The organism is Desulfobaculum sp. (assembly GCF_054921475.1).
This window is the reverse complement of sequence record NZ_JBUDSW010000318.1, coordinates 1-3496: the sequence shown is the minus strand read 5'-3', so window position 1 is coordinate 3496 and position 3496 is coordinate 1. Positions and strand designations below refer to the sequence as shown.

3 protein-coding genes and 1 tRNA gene are annotated in these 3496 nt (G+C 62.7%); 2 read left to right on the top strand and 2 right to left on the bottom strand.

The window, feature by feature from the left end:
• On the bottom strand, window positions 1-848 hold an 848-nt coding region (lpxB, locus tag ACY69P_RS15245), incomplete at its 3' end, for a lipid-A-disaccharide synthase (RefSeq protein WP_462328088.1).
• Window positions 849-1034: 186 nt separating this feature from the next.
• Between lpxB and ACY69P_RS15240 the strand changes: the two genes are divergently transcribed.
• A complete protein-coding gene (locus ACY69P_RS15240) occupies window positions 1035-1973 on the top strand; it encodes a Gfo/Idh/MocA family oxidoreductase (protein WP_462328087.1) in 939 nt (312 codons plus the stop codon).
• A 104-nt stretch (window positions 1974-2077) separates the two neighbouring features.
• On the opposite strand, the gene murA is transcribed toward ACY69P_RS15240, so the two are convergent.
• Window positions 2078-3334, bottom strand: coding sequence for a UDP-N-acetylglucosamine 1-carboxyvinyltransferase (murA, locus tag ACY69P_RS15235; protein ID WP_459898401.1), 1257 nt, complete (start codon window positions 3332-3334; stop codon window positions 2078-2080).
• A gap of 86 nt (window positions 3335-3420) precedes the next feature.
• Here murA and ACY69P_RS15230 point away from each other — a divergent pair.
• Window positions 3421-3496, top strand: a tRNA-His gene (locus ACY69P_RS15230).

Genomic DNA, 3496 nt, shown 5'->3' with positions numbered 1-3496 from the left:
ATGACCGTGGGCACGCCCACAAGGGCCGTCTCCAGCGCCACAGTGCCCGACGCGGCAATAACCGCGCCGCAGCCGCGCATGGCGGCGTAGCGATTCTGCGGCTCCTCAATGGTCACCGGAAGCCCGGCAGGCAGCGCGGCCTCAAGTGCCGCGCGGTCCACTCCCGGAGCGCGGACCACGGTAAAGGTCAGCTCCGGGCGCACATGGTGCATGCGCTTCGCGGCCTCCAAAAAGTCCGGATACAGGGACTCAATCTCCTTGCGGCGGCTGCCGGGAAGGATAAGTACGCGATTGGGGTCAGGCTCCACATCCGCAATATCCGCAAAGGGAATCTGGTCCACCAGCGGATGGCCCACGTAGTCGGCATCCAGCCCGTGGGCGGCAAGGAAGGGCTTTTCAAAAGGCAGGATGCACAGCACCCGGTCCACCTTGTCGCGCAGAAAGTTCACGCGGCCCTTGCGCCACGCCCACACCTGCGGGCAGATGTAATAATACACCGGAATGCCCAGCCGCCGCGCCATGCGCACCACAAAGAAATTAAAGTCCGGCGCGTCAATGCACACCACGGCGCGTGGCCGCTCGGCCTTAAGGCGGGCGTAGATGCGGCGCATCAGCCCCAGCACGCGCGGCAGGTGGGCCACCACCTCGGTCACGCCCATCAGCGACAACTCGCTGATGTCAAAGACCTTTTCGCACCCCGCCTCTTCCATGGCGGAGCCAGCAAGGCCCATGCACCGCACGCCGGGGGCGCGCTGCCGCAAGGCGCGGACAAGCAGCGCTCCGTGCATATCGCCCGAAACTTCGCCCGCGCTCAGCCATATCGACTCGCCGTTACGCTTCGTACCCATATCGTTCCTACAGAAATTCAATCTTTGGCAGTCTGCCGAAAATTTGATAAACGCCAACGCACCAATAAGCGAATTGCACTGCAATGACAATGACGACGCCCGGCCATTTCGTGGGCCACGCCCCGGCACGGACGCACAACGTATTCACGCCCTTTCGTGGGCATTATCAAAGCGAGTCATGCTATCATGAGTAACAAAACCATGCGTGTAGGCGTTATCGGCCTCGGCTGGATGGGCAAAATCCATCTGCGCGTCTACTCCGAAATGGCCGACGTGGAAGTCGTCGGCGTTGTGGACACGGACGAAAACGTGCTGGCGGAAGTCCGCGAGCGCTTCGGCGTTGCCACCTACAGCGACATTGACGATCTGCTTGCCCAGCCCATGGACGCCGTAAGCGTCTGCGTGCCCACGGTGTACCACCTGCCCGTCGGCCTCAAGGTCATGGACAAGAACATCCCCCTGCTTATCGAAAAGCCCCTCGCCGCTTCCGCCGACGAAGGCCGCCAGCTCATCGAAAAGGCGCAGGAAAAGAACCTGCCCCTCATGGTCGGCCACATTGAGCGCTTCAATCAGGCCGTGCAGCGCGTGAAGAGCCTTGTTGAAGGCGAGGACGTGGTGTCCATCAATATCGAGCGCGTTGGTCCCTACCCGCCCCGCATTCAGGATGTGGGCGTCATCAAGGACCTCGGCTCCCACGATATTGACCTCATCCGCTTCATCACCGGCGCCGAGTACGAAAAGGTCTTCGCCGTCACGTCGTCCTCCCTTGGCAAGCATGAGGACTCCGCCCTCATCACCGCCCAGATGGACAACGGCGTGCTGGCCCAGATCAACACCAACTGGGTGACGCCCTACAAGTCCCGCTGCATCAGCGTGGCGACCAAGAGCAAGTACATCCACGCCAACCTCGTGACGCAGGAAGTGAAGGAATACAGCAAGTTTGAGGGCTACGACGCCAACTACATGGTGCGCGAGTGGCCCGTGATGTTCCGCGAGCCCGTGCCGCTGGAACTCAAGGCCTTCCTCAGCGCCCTGCGCGATGGCACCGAGCTGCCCATCACCGGCCGCGACGGCCTGTACGTGCTGGAAACCATCGAGCGCGTGCTGGATCCGGAAAACGCCTAGCGCGTCCGGTCACCACACAAAAAAGCGCCCCGCTTCGGCATTGCCGAGGCGGGGCGTTTTCTGTGCGTTACTGCCGACGCGCGGGCGGCGGCCAGCGAAAGGGCTTAGTCGCGGGCGCGGGTAATGCGCGCGCCGACGCCCTCCAGCTTTTGTTCAATATTCTCGTAGCCCCGGTCCAGATGGTAGATGCGCTGGACTTCCGTGGAGCCTGTGGCGGCCAGACCGGCCAGCACCAAGGACGCGCTGGCGCGCAGGTCCGAGGCCATCACCGGCGCGCCGATGAGGCTGTCCACGCCGCGCACCATGGCCGTGCGGCCGTCAAGGGTGATGTGCGCGCCCATGCGGCTCAGCTCCTGCACGTGCATGAAGCGGTTCTCGAAGATGGTTTCCTTGATCATGCCGGAGCCTTGGCTCAGGCACATCAGGGCCATAATCTGGGCCTGCATGTCCGTGGGGAAGCCGGGGAACGGCAGGGTCACCACGTCCACGCCGTGCACGCCCCCGCCATTGCGGCGGGCCACGACCACGTCGCCCTTCTCCTCAATATACACGCCCATCTCGCGCAGCTTGGCAATGACGGCCTCCAGCTCGAACATGGGGCAGTCCTCAAGCAAAAGCTCGCCGTCGGTGATGGCGGCGGCGCAGAGGTAGGTGCCTGCCTCGATGCGGTCGGGCATAATGCGGTACTCGCAGCCGGAGAGGCGCTCCACGCCCTCAATGGTGATGATGCTGGTGCCCTGTCCGGTAATCTTGGCCCCGCAGGCGCACAGGAAGTTGGCAAGGTCCACCACTTCCGGCTCGCGCGCGGCGTTGACGAGGACGGTTTCGCCTTCGGCAAGGGCCGCGGCCATGAGCAGATTTTCGGTGCCGCCCACGGTGGGAAAGTCGAACTGAATATGTGCGCCGCGCAGTCTGCCGTCGCAGGTGCCGTGGATGTAGCCCTGCTCCAGATCAAACGTTGCGCCCATCTTTTCCAGCGCCTTAAGGTGCAGGTCCACCGGGCGCGAGCCAATGGCGCAGCCGCCGGGCAGGGACACGCGGGCCTCGCACAGGCGCGCCAGCAAGGGGCCAAGGCACAGCACGGAGGCGCGCATGGTCTTCACCAGCTCGTAGGGCGCTTCGGGCACGAGGGTGCCGGGCGTCACCGTAACGGTGCCGTTTTCAAATGTGGTCCCGCATCCCAGAATGTCCAGAAGACGCAGCGTGGTATTGATATCGCGAAGATTGGGAACGTTGGTATATGTAACAGGTCCGTCAACGGCCAGGCTGGCCAGAAGAATGGGCAGTGCGGCGTTCTTGGAACCGCTGACTCGTATCCGGCCTTCCAGTGGGCGTCCGCCCTCGATGATGAGTTTTTCCATGAAATTGCTTTCGCCTTTTTTTGAGCAAATCAATAAAATTGCTTGACCGTCATGCTGACCTCGGCTATCAGAGCCTCCGCAACACGGTGGGTGTAGCTCAGTTGGTAGAGCACTTGGTTGTGGCCCAAGTGGCCGTGGGTTCAAGTCCCATCACTCACCCCA